Origin of the sequence: Vibrio splendidus (assembly GCF_024347615.1) — a bacterium.
GTDB lineage: Bacteria > Pseudomonadota > Gammaproteobacteria > Enterobacterales > Vibrionaceae > Vibrio > Vibrio splendidus.
This window is the reverse complement of sequence record NZ_AP025509.1, coordinates 390,017-411,536: the sequence shown is the minus strand read 5'-3', so window position 1 is coordinate 411,536 and position 21,520 is coordinate 390,017. Positions and strand designations below refer to the sequence as shown.

Sequence of the window (21,520 nt, the reverse complement as noted above, 5' to 3'; positions counted from 1 at the left end):
TCAATGAGCGGAAAACCTTCATACAATATTTCTGTACCCGCCCTGCGACTGAGCATATTGTTTAGCATTGTACTGGCTGCGCTCGCTTTCTATTTATACTTTTCTTGGTCAAAAGTAGATTCAGTCGCGAAAGTGCAAAGTGCCCCACTGCTCATACAAGCTCAGAAGCTTAATCAGACCATCGAACAAGATATTCAAACTCTGCAGCAGTGCTTAAGTAACGACACTTGTGGTACTAACGAATTCAATCTAGTTAACTTGAAGCGTGAAATAGATGAATTTAGGTCGCTAGCCTCTTTGAACAAAACAGAGTTCAGCTTGGTTGGAGCAACTGAATACACGCAACTGGAATTAGCGATTAACCGTTTCTCCGATAGCGCTAAAGCACGTGCCGATGTACTCGATTTATATCTCTCACTGACCAACAACTATCTGCAGATGGATGACAACTACCGCACCATGTTCAACAACCATGCGAGCGATTTGATGTCTGAGAAAAACGAGTTCTTCGTTTGGTTGTTTATGGTGGTCGTAATACTGGCCGTGATAACGGTTCTATCTAACGCTGTCGCCATGTTGAAACTGAAGAAATCCAGCTCTAACGAACGCGAAATCGACTATGAGTTCGATGCTCTGTATCAAGAACTAAAACAGTTAGATTTACAAAGGCTTGAAGAGCTTCTTAATGAAGTGAGCATCAATCCCAAACAGCGTCAGATCTACTCTCATCTCAAGCTGATCTTCAGTAAATTGGAAGACCAGAAGCGCAATAACGATCTCTACAAACAGTTGTATGCACTCATCGGCTATGAGATTCGTGGGATCACCAACACCATTAATGGTGGTGTCCAATATCTCGTTCAAGAAACCGATGAAAACGGCGTTTTAATGGCGAAGGATATTACGTCTGCATGTAGCACCCTATCCGAGCTAGCAGAAAACTATAATCGATTGATTTCACAGGGTACGGAAAGCAAGTCGAAAGAGTTTTCTCTACTGAGCGTGTTATCTGAATTGATGATTCATATCAGCGCCAAAGTACAACGCAATGAAAGCCAATTGGACTGCTTTATTTCCGACAACTTACCCAATCGCGTAGAAGGCCAATCCACCAGCTTGTTCTGGATATTGTTCCTACAGCTTTCCAATGCCATTCAACTCAAATCAAATAAGAAACTATTTGTGACGATTGAATCTGGGGCGGCTTCAGACATGGAAAATACCCGAGTTACCATCAATCTAAACTTCCTTTCAACGTTAGATGTCTCTGTAGCCAAGCTCAATAAACTCCATTGGAGCAGTCACAAGGACCACACCGCAAGCACAGACGACTTAGCAAAAAGCGTATTAAAAGATTACGGGTATTACGAAAGTCACTGGTTCCAATCGGGTACGCAGGAACGTTTTCAGATTGAGCTTGATCTCAAGGCGAAGAATTTCCACACAGAAAAGACTCGCTTCGACGGCAAGCGTTTACTGCTGTGCGCCAACACTCAAGTTCGCATCGATGTGATGAAGAAAATGCTCAGTAATTTGGGGCTAGATATCACCGAAATTCGGACTGCCAATGAGTTATTTTCAGCGGCGAAGACCTTTGGTGATTACGATGCGATTATGCTCACCGATACCTTTGAACCCAACAAGTTACCGTCACTGAGTAAGACAGTGAAATCTCAACTTAAGAACCACCCAAATACCAAGTTGCTGTTATCGGTAACCAACACTCAGCATGCGCAAGAGTGTCACAGCTTCGTCGATAAGATCATCAACTCCCCTGCGATTCCTTATGAGTTTATTCCTAACTTGCTCACCATTATGGAAGCTGAAGCCTCGGAAGAACAAATGGAGAATAGCTCATTCCTTATCGTAGAAGATGACCGAGTTCAGCAGATTTTACTTAAACGAATCCTTACCAAGCAAGAATATGAACCAGACATGGTTGGCGATGGCGCTGACGCAGTGAAGCACTTCATGAATAAACGCTCAGACATCATTTTCATGGACTGCATCATGCCGGGTATGGGCGGCATTGAAGCCACAAAACGTATTCGCCAGTTTGAACAAGAAAACGAGAAAAATCCTTGTACCATCATAGGTGCAACCGCATTGACCAGCAGTAACGAACACCAGGCTTGTATCGAAGCCGGAATGGATTACGTGATCAGCAAACCTTATAAAAGTGACCAAATAATCAAGGTGATCAACAAGTATGTGGCGGTACAAAAACTTAACTAGCAGCATCATGGCTGCGCTTGCTTTAAGCACGACACCTTCGGCATCGGCGACTACCCTGCTAGAGGCGGTAGAGCTCGGCCTACAAAACAGCCTGTCCCTTCGCGCCAGTGATAAAGGTGTGGAAGAGAACGAATACAACATAGGGATCAGTCGCTCTAAGTTTCTGCCTTCACTCAATGGTGCAGCCGATACCACATGGAACGAGAATGAAACCTTACTATCGAGCGTTCCCGATGAAACCTCTAGCTATAACTCAAACAGCTACAGCCTTTCTCTTTCGCAATCCATATTCAATCTTGGCGACATTTTTAAATATGGGACGGCTAAGCTTGACTTCAATATCGAAGAAGTTAAGCACGAAAACAAAATTCAAAGCACTATTTCGGAAATCGGTTCTCAATACTTTGAGTATTTGAAAAACAACGCACAGATAAAAGCGACTAAAGTTGAGCTTAAATCGTCTGAGACGCGTGAACATCAAATGCGACGTAATGTGGAGTTAGGAAATACAGCTGCCAGTGAGCTGTACGAAGTGATTGCTCAGAAAGAAGGTGTTTCGAACCGTTTAAGAACCTTGCAAAAAGATCGTCGTGTCATTCTCAACGGGCTCTCTATTCAAATTCAGTACCCTATCACTCCGTCGCAAGATATCTATGAAAGCGTACCTTTAAAAGAGATCAGCGAAACCGAACAACGCACGATCATGGATCAGGCGTTAAAGCTGAATAACGACTTGTTGGTGGCAAAGAAAAACGTAGAGAGAAGCCGCAGAAGCTTGAAAGAGAGCGGTTCGAACTTCTTACCGACCGTGTCGCTTTCAGCCAGCTATCGACATGATGACGCCAATAACTACGACAAAACCGACATTACAGCCACAGGCGAAAGTAACTCAACCAGTGTTGGCTTGAACCTCGCCGTGCCTATCTTGTCTGGTGGCTCTGATTACTACGGCTATCAAAAATCATCGACGGCGATTGAACGTACCGAGCTGCTTTATCAAGATTCGCTTTACACCACACGTAACAACGTGAACACCTCAGTACTCAACATTAACGATTTCTCGCAGTCTATAAGCAGTTTCGAAAACATCATTCGCGCCAACTACGCATCTTATAAAGGGATCCAAAGAGCCTACCAATTAGGCACGCGTACCATCACCGACTTGCTGGCGGCGGAAAGTAAACTGTTCAGCGCTTTGAGAGACTATGAAAGCGCACGATACGACTACATCATCGAGACCATCAAGCTTGAGCAAATTAAAGGCATACTCTCAATTCAATCGATAGAGAGCATCATGCAATTGATGAGCGATATTGAAGGGCGAAACAATCAAGATTTGGTGCCGAAACACCTTCTCTCAACGGAGTCATTGAGAAAAGGAGGTCGTAATGCAAACTGAGCAATTTTCGCAAAAGATAAATATGGCAGATAAGTGTTATCTGACTTTCTCAACGATAATATCGACCCTGTTTGGCTTGGTACTGCCCTTCTCTATTCTGATCATTTTTGACCGAGTGTTACCCAACCAAGCACAAGATACTCTGTTCTTACTGTTTGCGATTATCTTGATTTCCATCTTCCTTGACTACCACCTGAAAAATCAGGAAGAGAAGATTTCCTCTGTCATCATGAGGCAGTTTGAGACCAACTTAACCAATAAGGTATTTCAATCCATCTGTTTGGCTGAGATCTCTAAATTCCGCCGTTTAGAGCCCGGTGAATATTTGGAGCGTATTTCGACCATTCCAGAACTGAAAACCTTTTTTGGTGGAGAATCGGTTCGAGCACTGATCAACCTTGCTGTCAGTTTGATTACCATCCTTATCATAGGACTCATCAACATATGGGCTGGTATTACACTTCTGATTGCCTCTGTCATCTTGGCTATTTTCGCGTGGAGCCTTTCCAAACAAAAGATTGGTAGTTTGCAGAATAAGTCAGACATCGAAGGGTTAACCACCTCCAAAATCATCGAGATCATCTCTAGCCCGCTTGATATCAAAGCTCGAAATATGGAATACCGCGTTGAAAGCCTGATGACACAAATGGTCGAAGAGCGCGAAGTTGAGAACATCAAATATGAGCAGATTGAATCGAACTTCAGCCTAATATTGGCGCTCATCCAACAGCTTTCTATAGCTTGTGTTGTTGTGGTACTAGCAACGGCCGTTATCAATATGGAATCTAGCCAAGGCATCATGGCCGCGATCATCATGCTAACCAACCGTTATTTTGCGCCTTACCAACAAGTGATGCGCACCGCGAGCCGTTGGGAGTTAAACAAACTCCATATACAACGTATCGCCGAACTGCTTGAGCTGGCGGCTTCGGTTGAACATCAGCATGAGACAACAGAGGTTGAACGTATTTCGGTTAAGTATTCTGAAAAACAGCGTATCGAGTTCGAACTTGGGCAAGCCTATTTACTGACAGGGAAAAGTGGCTCAGGCAAAACACACCTTGCCAACTGTATTACTCGCCAGAACAGCGATAACAAACTGGACATCATGATTAATGACACGCCTCTGGATGACGTCAACTACAACGTTTGGCGTAACAGCGTGCTGATGGTCGATAAAACAAGCTCATTCGTGGAAGGGACCATTATTGATAACCTAACCTGTTTTCGACCAAGCCTTAATAACACGGCGTTTGCGCTGTGTGAAACCATGAACATCAAGGCACAAATCGATGGGCTTCCTGCTGGTTTTTACACAGAACTCAAAGGCCACATGCGCAATCCATTCTCACGCCAAGTAGGTTACGCCTTATTATTGGTTCACGCCCTGCTCGCCAGTAAGCGTGTATTGATATTTGATGATATCGATTGTGTCTATGATGAGGAATTTGCACGAGTGGTGCTGACCAGTACCGCCTATCGTGCCAATGACAAAATCCTAATCATCGCCAGTAACAAGATGGACAAACTAAACCACCGCCTCAAACGCGTAAAACTTACCGGAGGTGATCAATGAGCATCCTAGTTGATTTCAACAATGTTCCGCAGCGGGTGTTGGACTTTGAAGCAAGTGGTTATGATGAACGCTACAGTCAGTCACCGCTGATTCGTGGCTTAGCTTACACCTTAATTGCACTGGAATGGGAAGGCACGCCGTCTATTCTCAGTGACGCTTTTATTCCCAAACAAAAAGACAGTGACAGTTTTACTGCGACCATAGAGCGTCTTGGATACCGCTGTGATGTGACCAAGCTAAAGACTCTCGAGAATATCGATCAGTACCCTCACCCATGCTTTATTGAGATAGAGAACCTTAGCGCCATTTTCTTAGGTACTAAGGATGGAAAGTTACTCTTGTTTGATTACACGAACAACAACACCATTGAATACCCAATGTGTAAAAAGCCCTGTTTGCTGATTTCGATTAGCGAATATTCTCGTCTATTCCGTGAACCACCGCCGGAATCGCAAGACAGAAGCAATTGGATAAAATACGCTTTCTATCGTTACAACAATGAACTTAAAAGCCTAATCATTCTCAGCTTCGTCATCAGTATTCTCGGTGCATTGCAGCCATTCTTTATTATGAGTGTGTATAACTTCGCACTGACTTCGAGCTCTCAAGCCACACTCTATTGGTTAACCTTATTTGCCATTATTGTTGGCTTCTCTGAATACTTTTTTAAGAAAATGCGGGTAAATATCATTGCCACGTCCGGTAAAGATCTCGCGGTGCACATCTCACAAGCCGTAATATCGAAACTTCTCTGGCTGCCCTACGCGATGACGTCAACCGCTGGGGTTTCGTCTCAGTTGGCTCGTTTGAAAGATATCGATACCTTCCGACGCTTAGTGACCGCAGAATCAACACTTAGCTATTTTGATATGCCGTTTGTGATTGTATTTATCATCGCGATTGCCCTGATGTCGGGTACGGCAGCGCTTGTAGTGATGGGTGGCTTAATTTTGATGTTGGTGTTCTGTGTGTATTCTCGCTATATCTACTCGCAAGCCACATCCAAAAGCTCTCGCGCTAATGCGATGGTCTCTTATCAATGGAATGAAATCCTTCGTGGTATCAAAACTATCCAAGGCCTGCCTTTACTTCGTGTCGTTCAATCTCGATTCAGTGCTTCGCACATGCAAAGCACCAGTGATGCCGAGAACGTTGCCGTGACTAACAGTAAGATTCAGGCCGCTGGCGGTAGTTTGATTCAGGTGATTGGTACTGCAAGTATCGTAACCGCAGTAATCGGCGTAATGGAAGGGACTTCTGATGCTGGTGCCATGCTTGCGACCGTTATTCTCGTTTGGAAAGCACTAGGCCCAATCATGGGTATCTATAACTCGATATCTAAGTTTCAATCCATCAAGGCGTCATCAGCACAGATCAATAACTTGATGTCGATGAATGATGACAAATTAACCTTAGAGAAGAGCCCGCCTATTCGCCAGTTCCAAGGCAGCATTATGGGCAGCGGAGTCAGTCACAGATATGCAGGTGCGGCGACCGGCTTAACCAACCTTGGTTTTAAGATACCACCCAGTGCAAAAGTGGTCATTTGTGGCCCAACTGGCTGCGGAAAAACAACACTCATCTCAATCATTGCTGGCTTAGAGGATCGTTATCAAGGCGCAGTATCCGTTGACGGCTACAACATCAAGCAGTTCAATAGCTACCGTTATCGCACCTCAATTAACTACATCCCTTTTAACCTGCATATTTTTGAAGGCTCACTAGAAACCAACTTCATTCTACACAACGGGTTGATTCCAACAGACAAGATGCAAGAGATGGTGAGCTTCTTCGAACTGGACGAATGGCTACCAGAAGGCTTAGCGACTCAATTGAGTGTCGATAAGTGCAAAGGCCTTCCAAACGGAATTCAGCAAAAACTTCGTTTGGCCCTTGGCTTGGGTAACTGTGAGCAATCTCTGATAATTATTGATGAGCCCTTCAACGGTGCCGAGCAAGAAAACGCGCAATACTTTAACCGTTTGTTCAGCGATAAGTTGCTGAATAAGACAGTCATTTTTTCGACCAATGATCCCGGCTTAATCGCCACATCCAACATGAGTTTGGTTCTAGAGCCAGATGGAAACTTGAAATATTTTGGCTTAACAGACAAATACTTAAACAGTTTGAGCTAAATCATAACGCTTACTCACAATTCGTCATTTCGCGACATGGATGTAATTGACAAAATCATAAGTGAGAGAGATGATTCGACCCAATACCACAGGTAACAAGGAAACAAATGTACACATTCGTTGCAGACAAGCTTGATGTTGCTTACTTATCCGCAATTCCTGAGAATCATATATTTCAGGGCAGTGACGTGCCTGAAGAAGAAATCGAACTTCGAGAGATCATTGAGATTTGGTACGAGTGTTCATTCCTGCCTGCTTTCAATCTTCAGAAAATTGATATCGAAAACAAAGCTGAGCTCACAGTCGTACAAATGCATGTTTTGAGCAACGATACGAGCACGCTCGCCTTCCTACTCAAAAACAGAGCATATCGCGCCGCGTTGAACAGAATGCTCGGTATTTGGACATTAGAACCCTCTGCAAAAACGGTTTTAAAGCAACTTCTTTTCGAATTAAGTCTCGATAACAATCATCCTCATTAGTACGCTTTTTAAGTTATTCATCAATAAGCATAAAATTAAACAAACTGCCAAACGCTATAAATTACTAATAAAAGAACGTATATCAAAATAAGCTCTGGAATCACAAGAACTTATACCCCTCCCACACTTCTATTAAATTTGCGGTTTCAAAGTTTCCATATCGGCATTTTTATTCTACTGTTTTTATATAAAAACAGTTGGATGGATCCTTATATGGCGATTACGGTCTGGAATAACCTTTCAGTCAAACATAAACTCTTTGGCTTAGTTCTACTTCCCATTTCATTATTACTCTTCCTTGCAGGTAGACAGGCTTATATTTTAACGACTCAGTTGACCGATTTTGAACGAACCAATCAGTTATCTGTGTACCTTCAAGATATCTCGGTTCTTTATAGAAGCACTCTGGCCTCTAGCCCTGAGGAGTTTGAAAATCAAAGCAATCAAGTAAAAGCTGAATTAAAAAACCTGTCTCCAATCATTTTTTTGGATGCTTCTGATGAAATGAATCAACTGGTTGCCGACTTCAGCGAAGCAACCTTATCGACAATGCAAGCCACTGACAGCTACGATAAATTGGATGCCCTTGAGTGGCAGAGCGACTTATACAAGCAGTTACTGCTCGAAATAGAAAAAGTCCCATTCGAAAACACCAAGCGGGAAATTCAACAACACCTCACCGCACTGCAGCAACTGGAATGGCTGATGTTCTGGTCAAACGAAGAATTTAAGCTGGGTACCTCTCTGATTGAGATATTCCAAAGCAGCCAAGAATACGATCCAGAACTTGCAGAACAGATTGAAACCTTGAGTGAAAGACAGCAATTGTTCTTAGAACGCTTTGTTTCATTGAATGCCAACGAACATCAAGTGTCACTGATGGTTGAAGTATTCAGAAACGATGTATTCGCTCAAAGCCAAGAGATTAGAAACGCGCTACTCGACCTAAACGCAATCAGCCAACTGACTACTAAAGAAGTTTCTGTCGGCTTAGAGGCGATGAGTGCTCGACTTAACTTATTACAAAGCCTTGGCGGCGTGATTAAACAAGAATTCCAACAAGAAGTTGAGCAAGCTATCTATGACGCACAAATACAGCGAACTCTGTTCATTTCAATCGTTGCCCTGCTCGCAACGATTGTTATGGGCTTAACCCTAAGCTTAGCGAGACAAGTCACTAACAACCTGAATTTAGTGTTAGCTTTCTTAAAAAGCGAAAATGACGAAACTCGACCTTCTTTGGATAAGTTAATCCAAGGCAAAGATGAACTCAGTCTATTTGCGCAGCAAGTTGAACGATTGACCATCGAGCGAGAACTTGCAAAAGAGAGGCTTACGATAGCGAAAGAAGACGCAGAGCGAGCCCAAGAAGACACTGAAGAAGCGAAAGACCACGCAATACAAGCTAGCAAAGCGAAAAGCAGCTTCTTGGCCAATATGTCTCATGAAATTCGTACCCCACTCAATGGCGTTATTGGTATTTCCGAGATTCTTGCAGATACCCCACTCACACCCACACAGCGTGATTATGTGGATACGATTGAAACTTCATCCCAACTGCTACTGAGCTTGATCAACGATATCTTAGACTTCTCGAAGATTGAATCTGGCATGCTGTTAATCAGCCCGCACTCGGCGTCGATTAGAGAATCGATATACGACATAGCCTCTATTGTTGCGCCAAAAGCGGAAGAGCAAAAAATATCGGTTAACGTTGATATCAGCCCAGACACACCAGCTCGCGTAATGATCGACGATCACCGCTTAAGACAGATTCTAATGAACTTTATGTCGAATGCAGTGAAGTTTACGGCTGAAGGTGGCGTAACACTGTCGATCAAAACACTCGAACAATCTGATGATAATGTCACCATTCGATTTGCCGTTCGCGACACAGGTATTGGTATCGACAAGCAACAACAGAAGCAAATATTCGAGCCCTTTGCTCAAGAAGATGACTCAACTACACGTCAATTTGGCGGTACTGGTCTTGGCCTCGCCATCAGTACACAGTTGGTCGAACTGATGGGTGGCCAGATTCAGCTCGATTCAGTCAAGGGGGAAGGCAGCTGTTTCTACTTCGACTTAGAATTACCCGTTGACATGATGCTACCGAAACCAAGCACGGCAACCGCTGACATTTATGTTCTGGGTAACGAGAACATGCTTTCTACACGAATAGAATGCGACCTTAACCTTTATGGCTTAAAGGTAACTCAGCGAACGAATAACACTTCCGCGATGACCGAACAACTCGCGACTCAGAAACACAATAAACCGATTACTGTCGTTTTCGCTGAAGATGATGCATTCCTAGCTAATACCCACGCAGATAACTTAGCTAAGCTGCACCAAAATGGCATCACTATCTGTTTGATACGTTCTTTCTTAAGTGAGCCTGCGGATCTTGGCGACAGCGTTACTGCACAAGTCGCACAACCCCTACTCGGCTTACGTTTGATTAAAGCTATTGAGCTCTGTGATACGCAGGGTTTAGCTGAGCTTTCAGAGGCAAGCCAGCAACCTCTAGAGATCCAACACAAAATCCTCATCGTCGAAGACAACAAGATCAACCAAAAAATTGCTGGGCTTCATGTCGGTAAAAGTGGTTTTGAATTCGAGTTCGCTAATAATGGTCAAGAAGCTGTGGACATGTTCACCGCAAACCCTCATTACGCAGTGATACTGATGGACTGTATGATGCCCGTCATGGATGGCTTTGAAGCGACAAGCAACATTCGACGCGTTGAAAAAGAGACCAACGCCACGCGCCGTATCCCTATCATCGCCTTAACCGCCAGTGTGATTGATGATGATATTCAAAAGTGTTTCGACGTAGGTATGGATGACTATGTACCAAAGCCATTCAAATTTGAAATGCTAAAAGAAAAAGTACTTGCCGCCGTTGAAGCGATGCCACTTCCTGCTGCCTACAAAACTAAATCTACGAAAAAACCCGCGACCGTAACGCCGATTCTTAATGCTGCAGCTAAGCGAACATTGCCAGAAGAAAGAGTGCAAAACACGGTTCCGAGTAAATCTGAAAGAATACTGCTCGTCGAAGACAATCGAGTTAACCAAAAAGTCGCTTCTGTGATGTTAACAAAGGCCGGCTACGCGTTTGAAATCGCCGACAACGGACAAATCGCCGTCGACATGTACCAAAACGACAGTAGCTTCGACATTATTTTAATGGATTGCATGATGCCCGTTATGGACGGCTTCACTGCGACCAAAGAGATCAGAGAGCATGAGAAAAACCTAGGCTTAAGCAAAACGCCTATCATCGCGTTAACCGCCAGTGTTATCGACGATGATATTCAAAAGTGCTTTGATTCAGGCATGGATGGATATGTAGCGAAGCCCGTAAGAAAAGAAAAGCTATTCCATCAAATAGAAAGTGCGACTTGTTAGGAGATACCCATGGATTGGATTAGAACAATAAAAACACTTCCCCGCAGAGTCATGTTGCCAGTCGCGGTAGGGCTATTAGGAAGCTTGCTTCTTCTCAGCCCTGCTCACGCCGCTGAAGATTATGCCATATTTTCTTTAGACTCCGGTTTTGAAGAGATATCAATAAACAAAGCGCGAAAGCTCTATAGAGGGAAAACTAAACGCCTCAATGGCAAACGTGTTGAACTGTCTGATTGGCCTGAGAACAGTGCCGAAAGAGAGGACTTTTATCAGCTTTTGCTTGGAAAAAATGCCGCTCAAATGAATGCACACTGGGCTGGTTTATCTTTTTCAGGAAAAGCGCGTTATCCAAGAGAAATCAAAACGGCGTCAACCGACAGCTTAGTGGACTGGCTTGATGACAAACCAAATCGTATTGGTTATTCCCCACTCTCTTCGGTTCCTCAAAATGCCAACATTCTCTACGTTATAAGTTCGGAGAAATAATATGAAAAGAATAATTACGTCAGTACTGTGTGCTTCAGTTGCCTCTCCGGCTTTTGCGAATATCGAACTTACCGATAATTTATCCTTGAGTGGCTTTGGCTCAACGTCTTGGGCAACATCAGATCATGACAGTACGTTGATGATAAATAGGAACATAAACGATGATAGCTGCTTTGATTGTGATACTACATTCGGTATTCAGTTAGATTATTACTATGATTCATTTCGAACTTCAATACAGGTCGTAAAACGACCACAAGATCATTGGAGTGACCCACAGTTAGAGTGGGCTTATGTAGGGTATGAATTTGGCGACTTTGATTTTACCGCAGGTCGTCTAAGGCTACCTCTGTTTCTTGCGTCTGAATATTACTACGTCGGGCAAGCTTATATGACGGCCAGACCACCCACCGAAGTTTATAACAGTGTGTTAGGCATCACAGCTTTTAACGGTCTAAAGGTGTCGTGGAATTATGAGCTTAACGATGAAACAAATCTTCAATTAACTCCTTTCTACGGCATAAACGACGAGAATGATGTTGATTTCAACTCAGCAATCACATTCGAGTTTGAAACCGACAGAATGTATGGTGCTAACGTCCAAATTAGTGGGGATACATACCGATGGAACTTTGCTTACCTCAATTCAACATTTGACCAAGATACTATTATCACTGGTCTTCCATTCCCCATATCGACAGAAGACCAAAATATTAAACTTTGGTCTTTAGGTTCAGAATATGAATTTGGTCAGTTTCTCTTTACAACTGAGGGGCAAATTAGCGACTTCTCTTCATCTATGTACACGAGCTTAGGCTATCACTTCGGGTCATTTACTCCTTATGTTGTTTACGGTGCTCAATTTGATTCCAATGAACATTTGAAAGGGAACAGCTATCTATTGGGCGTCGATTACGATGTGTTACCAAACATCTCAATAAATGGTGAAGTTCAATACCTCGAAGCAAGAGCGGCGTCGACCACCGATTTGAATAGTTCATTCCTTACTTTTGGTTCGGCGCCTGCTGATGAAGCATGGGTTTACACCATCATGTTGAGTTTCGTTTTCTAATCATGCGTAAAAATCATCGTCAATAGAAATAAAAGCCCAAGCTAATCAAACAGTCTGGGCTTTTTTATGTCTTTGAATTGTCATGCCTAACAAGCCATTACATTGCTCTTAACTATCCTTTAACTCAGAAACATTTAGGTGATTTAGTCACTAATGTCAGAGCCGTCAGCATTGTGTAAGAAGGCTGTAAACTCACGAACTTCACTACCTTAAATTGGTCAACCTAAAAGCGAATAAACAGATACCTTAAACGGAGAACGCATGCGAATAGCTACTTTATCTTTAAGTTTGGTTTCAGCGGTCGGTTTCGCGGCTGAGCCAAATCCTTTTCCAATTACGCCAGACGAAACTGGCGAAGAGTTTATGGTAAGTGCAACGAATCCATATGTAAGCAGCACCGGGTATTCGGTACTTAAGCAAGGCGGTAATGCGGTCGATGCGATGGTGGCGATGCAGATGACAATGTCGGTGGTTGAACCGGATATGACTGGGATTGGCGGTGGTACTTTTGCGCTGTTTTACCAAAAAGACAAAGATCATTTCCTCGCACTTGATGGACGAGATGAAGCCCCTTCAACTGCTACTCCAGATATGTTCATGGAAAATGGAGAAGTGCTCAGTCGAAATGAGATTTTAGGGGCTCGTTCTGTAGCGGTTCCCGGCACACTTCGTTTGCTCTATAGCACTCATCAACAATACGGAAAACTACCATGGTCTGAGCTTGTTCAACCCGCGATTGAACTGGCAAGCAAGGGTTACGCGATGAACAGCTACACCTACGACATCGTGGTTCGTGAACAAGAACGATTGATTGAAGATCCAGAAATCCAAGCCCTGTATTGGAATGGCGACCAAATCAAACCAACCGGCACATTGATGAAAAACCCTAAGCTTGCCGACACTCTGAGCAACATTGCCCAACAAGGCGATAAGTACCTTTATGGTGGCGAGTTTGGTAAGCACATCGTTGAAACTGTGAACAGCAGAATCGATGCCGACCACGCAAAGCTCTCAATAGAAGATTTTGAACAGTACCAAGTGAAACAACGTGAGGTTATCGAAAGCGACTATCGTGGCAACAAGATTGTCTCATTTGGTTACCCAGCCTCTGGTGGCGTGATGGTTGCTCAAAGCCTTGAAATGCTCGAAGCCTATGACTTAGCCGATATGTCTAAAACCGATGTTGAACCTTGGCGCTTGATGACCGAAGCCATGAGAATCGCCAAGGCCGATCGCATCGCTTATGCCGGTGACCCAGATTACATCGAAGCGCCAGTTGCAGCCCTACTCGACAAAGCCTACATCGACGAGCGACGTAAGCTCATTCCAGAGACTGGTATTGCGAAAACAAAGCCAAAAGCAGGCAAGCTAACCGATACTGATTACGCTCAGTATCAAGGTTTTGAGAGCCAAGATACCGGGCACATATCCATCATCGACAAAGACGGTAATGCCATTGCAATGACCAGCACCGTCGGCACAGGCATGGGGTCAGGGGTAATGGTCGATGGCGTGATTCTTAATGCCCAAATGGCAAACTTCTCAACCAAGCCCACCATAAACGGTAAACCGACTCAAAACTCTATTGAAGCAGGTAAGCGACCTCGTTCCGCGATCACCCCGTTAATGGTTATGGATAAAAAAGACGACCTGCGTTTAGTGGTAGGTTCTCCTGGTAGCTCACAAATTCCGGGGTACGTGTTGAAAACTGTGGTGGGCATTCTCGATTGGGATCTGTCTGCGCAGGAAGCAATTGACCTTCCAAACATCCAATACGGCACCAAGATAGATCGCACCAAACCTTATGACCCAACGGGTTTATTGGTCGAAAAGAAAACTTACGCTGAAATGCTAGTACCAGAGTTCATGCAGCTCGGTTATCCAGTGCATGTCATTCCAGTAGTCAGTGGTTTGAACGCCATTGAAATCAAAGATGGCAAGATCCATGGCGCGACAGACAGACGCCGTGCATCCACCTCAATGGGCGAATAATTTAACTTAACGGGTGAGAGAATAAGCTCACCCACTTTAGATGTTTCCAACTTGTGCCTTGCTTTAAAAGACATTCCAAACAGAACTCTAGATCCAAAAAAGCCAGTCGAATATTTCGACTGGCTTTTCATAAGCGGCTTATCTATTTACTCATTCAAATATTATGAGCTTGGCGCTACTCGCTTCTCTTTCAGCTGTTCAATAACATAATCAGGAGCCACTTTACCTAGCTCACTTAAGCAATCATCGGTCTTGTCGTTGCCGTATCGCACGTAGATATCACATACCGCGTATAACTGCTCTGGAGAACCAGAGATCAAATACGCCTTCTCGAACGATTTAGTCGACTTGTCGATATCCAAATCTTCTTGTAGTACCCCATTCAGGTACCAGTAATAGCTGTTATCTTTTGCAAGTTCTGCTGCTACTTCAATCTCTTTGGCTGCTGCTGCCTTGTCTTCAAGGCGAACCAAAGTTAATGATTTAGAATAGTGCATCGCTGCATTGTCCGGCACGTTCTTCAAACCACGATCCAACACCTCGACCGCTTGTTGATCTTTATTCTGAGCTCGGAAGTTATCCGCGTAGCTCAGCCAAACTTGAGGGTCTTTCTGGTGAGTATTAATCAACTCAAGATAAATCGTTTCCGCTTTATCCCATTCATTGTGCCAACGGAGCACGTCAGCGAACAACAATTGAAACTTTTCAGATTCTTGTGATTCCAAGAATGTGATTAACTCAGCGACAGGTTGTTCGATTTGTGCTTTCTGTTCTTTATCTAACGTATTGTAATCACGTACTAAGTTCGATGTTGCTGAATGACGAACCATAGAATCTGTATCGCTCAGCAAAGGCGAAACTAACGCCCAACGGTGCTCAAGTTGATATGGCGAAGAACCGATAATCGAAGCCTCACGAACTTCAGGGTTTTGATCTTTCAAACCTCTTGCAACCGCTACCAGCGCATTCTGGCTTGGGTATGAAGCAAGCTCTTGCAGTGCACCAGTACGATTCTCTATAGATTGGTTCTGATCTTGTGCCATGTAAGACAACTGTTGAATACGGGTTTGTGTGTCCGTCATTTCGAGCACTTGATTGATATTTTTTGCCGGTGCGTCAACAGTTTGCTGAACGCTATTCGCTGCCATCGCAGACGTTGAAATCAATGCGGACGTTGAAACTAATAGAGCAACAGCCGTCGCTAAACTCTTCTTCATCATAGTATTACCTTAAACTGGAGAACTTAGCCTGTCCTTAGACTCGTATCTGATTAAATTTGTCTTGGACCTGTTGACCCAAAAAACGAGTTAAAACTTGGTCTCGAACGTAGTTTGTTGCGCCTGTTTTGCACGATGTGCCATCAATACTGAATCACTGAATTTGCCATGAGCAACCGGATGCCCCATCGCACGAGCGATATAAGCCATCGACTTGTCGACATGAGAAAAGAACTTGTGCCAACCTGCACATAAGTAGTTCAAGCCCGGTTCGCCTGCGCGAGTTTTGATAAAGCGGTTTTTAGGACATTCACCATGACAAGCAAACTTGTAATCACACTGCTGACATTGACTGGTCATTGTGCGTGATTTAGCAAAACCAAACTTTTGCTGTGGTGCGCTGTACGCCAAATCATCAAGCTTCTCGTGATGAATATTGCCAATCTTGTATTCAGGGTAAACATAGTGGTCGCATGAGAATACGTCGCCATTAGGCTCCATCGCGAGGCCTTTACCGCAGATTTCATTCAGAGTACAAAGCGGGTTAGGACGCCCTATCCATGTTTCTAAACTTGCTTCAAAATACTGAACGAACACTTTACCGATGTCGTTCTTCGCCCACTCATCAAATACAGAAATAAGGAAGTTACCCCAAGCCAAGTCCGACACACACCACGATTCCATGATCGAATCTTTATGGCCGGGGATCAGGCGTTTGTCGCCTTGCTTAAGTTGCTCACTCACTTGAGACGTTTGTGGCGCAACCGTTCTAAAGGTTTTTTGCTCAACGATAGGGATAAACTGCATTTGCGGTGACTTCACCACATCACGTAGGAAGCGATACACCTCAAGTGCATTTTGACTGGTGAGGTTATTCACACAAGTCAGCGTTGCGAATTTCACTTGGTGTTTGTGCAGCAGTTCAACGGCCGCCATCACTTGTTTGAATGTACCACGGCCTGCTCTGTTGACACGATACGCGTTGTGTAGCATTTCAGGGCCATCAATACTCAAGCCGATTAGGAAATTGTTCTTTGCTAAGAATCGGCCCCAGTCGTCATTCAATAATGTGCCATTGGTTTGCAGATCATTTGAAATCAACACCCCTTCAGGTCGGTACTTTTTCTGTAGTTCAACCACTCTTTCAAAGTACGCTAAACCTAGCATGGTCGGTTCACCGCCCTGCCATGAGAAGATAATTTCAGGCGTATTTTGACCTTCGATGTATTGTCGGATGTAGGTTTCTAACGTCTCATCATCCATTCTTGGAGAACTGCCTTTCTTGTACTCCAACAAATCTTGCTTACTTAGGTAATAACAATATTTACAGTCAATGTTGCACGCTGCGCCAATTGGCTTAGCCATAACATGCAAGCGTTTAGACGCTTTACCATTGTATTGTGGACCTTGAGTAATGTGCATGATTTATCTACCTATCTTAGTGTCTGTAGCCATCATAATGCCTATTTCAGTCAGTGGCATGTTATACCCTTTATAACCAATAGGAATGACCTTAAACGTTAAAATTGCCCTCTATTTCGAACATTCGAGGCACGTGATGAAATTTTTCAATTACAAACAATTAGCGGCGATCAGCAGCGTCACCATGACTATTTTCCTAAGCGGCTGTGCGAGCGTGCCTACACACCCTATCGCCCAACAAATCGACCAAGAAATGGTGCTAGTTGAAGGTGGTACATTCACCATGGGTTCGAACGATCCTGAAGCGACCAAAGCAGAACGACCAGCGCGAGATATAACTGTAGATAGTTTCTACATTGCGAAGTTTGAGGTGACTCAAGAATTGTTCGAATCGGTGATGGGTTCATCTCTCAGTTATTTCCAAAACCCACAAGTTCCGGTCAATAACTTAAGTTGGCAACAGGCGAACTACTTCGTTGAACAATTGAACGAACTTACAGGTGAAGAATACCGTCTGCCGACTGAAGCTGAATGGGAATTTGCAGCGAAAGGTGGCAACAAGAGCAAAGGCTATACTTACAGTGGTTCCAATAACTTAGATGATGTTGCATGGTACTCAGCAAATTCTAAAAATAGCGCACATCCAGTCGGGCTAAAGAAGCCAAATGAACTAGGCTTATATGACATGACCGGAAACGTGGGTGAGTTTGTGATTGATGCCTTCGATGACACCTTCTACCGATTCGGTCCAACAGACAATCCTAACAACGCAAAACACAGCGACGTTGGTTTATCACATAAATCGGTTCGCGGTGGCAGCTTTGCTTATGACGAAAACGAATCTGAAAGTTACCGTCGCGACTTCGCAAGCCAATCGATCACTATGTCAGATATGGGCCTGCGTTTAGTTAAGGATACGAACTAACTAAAGCTGTGAACTAACTAGAGATGCAACTAGCTAAAGGTGCCGACGGTTATGACTCAACAATCTTCACCAACAATCCTAAAAATACGATTCGCACTGTACACACGTTAGAAATCTGACCAAACATTAGAGATTTGACCAAACGTTAGAACTCTGCGGCAATACTGAATAAGGAAACTCTATGCAATACACCAAGCTTTCAGGACTGACACTCGCGTTACTCTGTGCTCTCCCAGCTTCGGCTGCGGAAAAGCCAGATCTAGTCCTTCAGATCACGGTAGATGGCCTGCGCGCAGATCTAATCGAACGATATAAGCATAACTTCGGTGAAGGTGGTTTCCGGTACTTAATGGATGACGGCACTTACTACACCAACGCGAACTACCAACATGGCAACACGGAAACGATCGTGGGGCATGTGTCGCTCGCAACAGGTGCGCCACCAAGCGTACACGGCATGGTAGGTAACGTTTGGTATGACCGTAGCGAAGAGCGTTTGGTGTATAACGTAGAAGACGGAAACTACAAAATGTTGACCTCTGGCGCGGGTGTCGACAAAGCAACTGAGATCGACCCAACGCAGAAGACAGCACAGGGCGATGGACGTTCTCCGGAGCCAATACTTTCCACCACGTTTGGTGACGAGTTGACGATTTCCAATAGTGGAAAATCAAAAGTGTTCGGTGTATCAGTGAAAGACCGCGGCGCAATCTCATTGGCGGGACACAGTGGTAAAGCCTTCTGGTTCTCCAAAGCGCAATCTGAGTTTGTCACCAGCAACTATTACTACGACGAGTATCCAGATTGGGTATCACGTTGGAACGAGAAAGCAATTGCTGCTCAGTACTCGAAACAGAAGTGGGAGCTCTCATTACCACGTGAGAAGTACACGCTTCAAGAACACGATACCGAACACAAAGTGAAACTCGGTGACTTCCAACGCACCTTCCCTCACCCTTATGGCCCTGCAAGTTACAAGTACTACAGCACAACGCTAACCGTTAGCCCAGCCGGTGACGAGATCACAGAAAACTTTGCAAGCACACTGTTGATGCACGAGAAGCTAGGCCAAGGTGAAGTGACTGATTATCTGTCTGTGAGTTTCTCATCAAACGACTACGTGGTGCACTTATACGGCCCTGAAAGCCTAGAAACAGAAGACAACCTAATTCGACTTGATAAGACGATCGCCAAGCTTCTTAAAACCGTTGATAACCAAGTCGGGCTAAAAAATACATTAATTGTGTTGTCTGCCGATCATGGTGTCCCTGAATCTTCACCCGCGGCAAATGCGCTTGGCTTTAATCAAGCTCAATACTTCAATAAAGATACACTGCTCTCGAGTGGTGTTGAGAAACGATTGAAGGATGAATTTGGTCTAACCAAAGACGCAATTCGCTTGTACACACAGCCTTATATCTATCTGAATCACGATTTAATCGCAGAGAAGAAACTTGACCTAGCTAAAGTGCAGGAAGCGATCGCCGATGAGATTGCCAAAGTAAAAGGCGTTGCGTTTGCCGTATCAAGCAGTGATATCGCGGCAAACCGAGTACCTGATACTCATGTAATGCAGCTCATTAAGAACAACTACCACCCTGCTCGTTCAGGTGACGTGTATGTGGTATTTGCACCGCGTAGTTACATTAACGACATGGAAGGCCTTCAAATCGCCTCTACACATGGCTCGCCATGGAAGTACGATACGCATGTGCCTGTAATCTTCGCAGGCTACGACGTTGAAGCTCAGAAGATCTCGCGGGCAATCACGCCATACGACATTGCGCCAACACTTTCGAACAAACTGGGTATAACCCAACCAAGTGGATCAATTGGAGAGGTGTTACAAGAGGTCACTGAGTAGAGTATACCTCTAAGGTTTCGTGAGCTAGATTTCGAATCCAGCACCCACTCATTAAAAGAGTCGTTTATCCTATTCAGACTGATTCAGTCGAAACAGATAAGCGGCTCTTTTTGATCGATAAAGGATAGGTTGAATCTAGTTCTTACCAGAATATCGAAACGCTTCTCTGGTCAGCTGATCCAACTGGTCATCATTCATCTTGTTGTGTACAACCGTGATACGACCTAAATAAACCAATGGGACTTCTGCTTCACGCTCTTCTAAGTGAAACTTGATCGCTTCGGCCGTTGCCACACCAAGGTCATCACTCATTCTCATTGGAGTCGCATCCAGTTCATCCGTACGAATCTTTTCAATCTCTTTCGCTGTACCGCCCCAACCCGTCACATAGATTTCAGACAACATGTCGGCATTGTTTAATGCATCCACCGCTCCCATGGTCATCGCTGTATTGGCGTTGTGAACCATGGTCACCTCGGGGAAATTACCGAGCACTAAACGAATCCCATCAGCACCGCCTATCTTCTGGTATTGCCCAAAGTGCTCATACACTGTTAACCAATCACCTTTCTCTTCTACGCAATCGATGAAACCTTGCGAGCGTTGAGTATCGGTTATTCCCGGTATCCCACGATTCGCAGAAAATTCTACGTCGTTGCCGAGCTCTTTCACCACATGGTCACACAGGACATCGGCCCCCATCGCGCTTGAAAAATCGAACCAGCTATCCGGTTGATGTTTCCATTGTTCATTGGGCGTGTGAAAAGCCCAAATAAAGGTTTTGAACTCTGTCGAAGCAGACAGTTTTTGAATATTCTCAGCTTGAATACCCAGTTCAGAAGGACCGAAAATAACGAAGTCGTAAGGGGTTTCAGAGTTCAATACTTGTTCGGTGTATTGGGTCTGCAATGAGTGCTCAATTTGCCTTGAGGTGAACTCGCTGATCTCAAATGGTAACTCCAAAGCGACGAGCCTTTGCTTCAGTGCTGTGTAATTTCTTGTCCAAAAGTCAGAAATATCTGCACTTGGGTAAATTAATGCAATTCTAACCGGTTTTTCTACCGACATTGGAGCCAAAAGAATCGGTTCGCCACTCACAGTCTCTTGAAATTTTTCGAGTTTCTGAGCATCAGCCTCCACCCTTATCCGGTCAGACTTGGCGTACAAAGGGAGAGAAAAACACGCTGTCAGTAGGGTTAGCAAGACGTTTTTACAAATTTGACCCGGCATAACTGTTACCAAATGTTTGAATGTTTATTAACATTATTATAAATATAGAGCGATTATAAGTTAAAGCGTTT

General features: G+C 44.2%; 14 protein-coding genes. 11 read left to right on the top strand and 3 right to left on the bottom strand.

What is annotated here, in order from left to right; all coding sequences use genetic code 11:
- The first annotated feature begins 3 nt into the window (after window positions 1–3).
- The 9 genes from OCU90_RS19205 to ggt all read left to right on the top strand — a co-directional run bounded on the left by OCU90_RS19205 (window position 4) and on the right by ggt (window position 14,791).
- Complete coding sequence (locus tag OCU90_RS19205; RefSeq protein ID WP_061023010.1) at window positions 4–2,235, top strand: ATP-binding response regulator; 2,232 nt, start codon at window positions 4–6, stop codon at window positions 2,233–2,235.
- Window positions 2,210–3,634 carry a TolC family protein gene (locus OCU90_RS19200; RefSeq protein ID WP_061023012.1) on the top strand — a complete coding sequence of 475 codons (1,425 nt, stop codon included), beginning with the start codon at window positions 2,210–2,212 and terminating at the stop codon, window positions 3,632–3,634. Before OCU90_RS19205 ends, OCU90_RS19200 begins: the two co-directional genes overlap by 26 nt.
- Window positions 3,624–5,210: an ABC transporter transmembrane domain-containing protein gene (locus tag OCU90_RS19195; RefSeq protein ID WP_061023013.1), complete on the top strand. Its 1,587-nt coding sequence runs from the start codon at window positions 3,624–3,626 to the stop codon at window positions 5,208–5,210. Before OCU90_RS19200 ends, OCU90_RS19195 begins: the two co-directional genes overlap by 11 nt.
- A complete protein-coding gene (locus tag OCU90_RS19190; protein ID WP_061023014.1) occupies window positions 5,207–7,345 on the top strand; it encodes an ATP-binding cassette domain-containing protein in 2,139 nt (712 codons plus the stop codon). Before OCU90_RS19195 ends, OCU90_RS19190 begins: the two co-directional genes overlap by 4 nt.
- 107 nt (window positions 7,346–7,452) lie before the next feature.
- Window positions 7,453–7,827: a hypothetical protein gene (locus OCU90_RS19185; protein ID WP_061023017.1), complete on the top strand. Its 375-nt coding sequence runs from the start codon at window positions 7,453–7,455 to the stop codon at window positions 7,825–7,827.
- 213 nt (window positions 7,828–8,040) lie between these two features.
- Window positions 8,041–11,241 carry a response regulator gene (locus tag OCU90_RS19180; protein ID WP_061023019.1) on the top strand — a complete coding sequence of 1,067 codons (3,201 nt, stop codon included), beginning with the start codon at window positions 8,041–8,043 and terminating at the stop codon, window positions 11,239–11,241.
- Window positions 11,242–11,250: 9 nt separating this feature from the next.
- Window positions 11,251–11,727, top strand: a complete 477-nt coding sequence (locus OCU90_RS19175; RefSeq protein WP_017080103.1) for a hypothetical protein — start codon at window positions 11,251–11,253, stop codon at window positions 11,725–11,727.
- Window position 11,728: 1 nt separating this feature from the next.
- A complete protein-coding gene (locus tag OCU90_RS19170) occupies window positions 11,729–12,799 on the top strand; it encodes a sulfate ABC transporter permease (protein WP_061023021.1) in 1,071 nt (356 codons plus the stop codon).
- Between the two features lie 261 nt (window positions 12,800–13,060).
- On the top strand, window positions 13,061–14,791 hold the full coding sequence (gene ggt, locus OCU90_RS19165; RefSeq protein ID WP_061023023.1) for a gamma-glutamyltransferase: 1,731 nt from the start codon (window positions 13,061–13,063) through the stop codon (window positions 14,789–14,791).
- Window positions 14,792–14,952: 161 nt separating this feature from the next.
- Here ggt and OCU90_RS19160 read toward each other — a convergent pair whose 3' ends face one another.
- Both OCU90_RS19160 and OCU90_RS19155 read right to left on the bottom strand, forming a co-directional pair.
- Window positions 14,953–16,011, bottom strand: coding sequence for a HEAT repeat domain-containing protein (locus OCU90_RS19160; protein WP_061023025.1), 1,059 nt, complete (start codon window positions 16,009–16,011; stop codon window positions 14,953–14,955).
- An 87-nt stretch (window positions 16,012–16,098) separates the two neighbouring features.
- Window positions 16,099–17,430 carry an anaerobic sulfatase maturase gene (locus OCU90_RS19155; protein ID WP_004730505.1) on the bottom strand — a complete coding sequence of 444 codons (1,332 nt, stop codon included), beginning with the start codon at window positions 17,428–17,430 and terminating at the stop codon, window positions 16,099–16,101.
- A gap of 136 nt (window positions 17,431–17,566) precedes the next feature.
- Here OCU90_RS19155 and OCU90_RS19150 point away from each other — a divergent pair, with 136 nt between their 5' ends.
- Together OCU90_RS19150 and OCU90_RS19145 are read left to right on the top strand one after the other, a co-directional pair.
- A complete protein-coding gene (locus OCU90_RS19150) occupies window positions 17,567–18,355 on the top strand; it encodes a formylglycine-generating enzyme family protein (RefSeq protein WP_017088127.1) in 789 nt (262 codons plus the stop codon).
- Between the two features lie 181 nt (window positions 18,356–18,536).
- Window positions 18,537–20,219 carry an alkaline phosphatase family protein gene (locus tag OCU90_RS19145; RefSeq protein WP_061023028.1) on the top strand — a complete coding sequence of 561 codons (1,683 nt, stop codon included), beginning with the start codon at window positions 18,537–18,539 and terminating at the stop codon, window positions 20,217–20,219.
- A gap of 135 nt (window positions 20,220–20,354) precedes the next feature.
- Here the strand turns inward: OCU90_RS19145 and OCU90_RS19140 are convergent, their stop codons facing one another.
- A complete protein-coding gene (locus tag OCU90_RS19140; protein WP_029221937.1) occupies window positions 20,355–21,449 on the bottom strand; it encodes a substrate-binding domain-containing protein in 1,095 nt (364 codons plus the stop codon).
- Window positions 21,450–21,520: the final 71 nt, after the last annotated feature.